This is a genomic window from Streptomyces sp. HD (genome assembly GCF_028369295.1).
Lineage (GTDB): Bacteria > Actinomycetota > Actinomycetes > Streptomycetales > Streptomycetaceae > Streptomyces.
On record NZ_JAQMYP010000186.1, the window covers coordinates 1 to 475 of the forward strand.

Below are 475 nucleotides of genomic sequence, written 5' to 3' on the forward strand. Positions count from 1 at the left end.
GAGATTGCTGCCGCGGTGGTGGCGGGTGGTCTGTCGTTGGAGGACGGGGCGCGGGTGGTGGCGCTGCGGTCGAAGGCGATCCGGGCCATCGCCGGCCGGGGTGGCATGGTGTCCGTCCCGCTGCCGCTCGCGGATGTTGAGGAGTTGCTGACGGCTTGGGCGGGCCGCATCGACATTGCTGCGGTCAACGGTCCGGGTTCGGTGGTGGTGGCCGGTGACGCCGACGCGCTGGATGAGCTGATGGCCCACTGCGAGGGCCACGACGTCCGGGCTCGCCGTATCCCGGTGGACTACGCCTCCCACACGAGGCACGTGGAGGCCATAGAGGCTGAGCTGGCCGAGGTCCTCGCACCGGTGGTCCCGCGTTCGGGTGAGGTGCCGTTCTTCTCCACGACCGAGGCGGAAGTGATGGACACTGCTGGTCTGGACGGCGGGTACTGGTATCGCAATCTGCGTCAGCGGGTGCGGTTCGCGG

General features: G+C 69.5%; 1 protein-coding gene. It reads left to right on the forward strand.

The annotated features are described in order from the left end of the window. Positions 1-475: acyltransferase domain-containing protein (locus POF73_RS45925; RefSeq protein WP_272125500.1), on the forward strand; the 475-nt coding region annotated here is incomplete at both ends.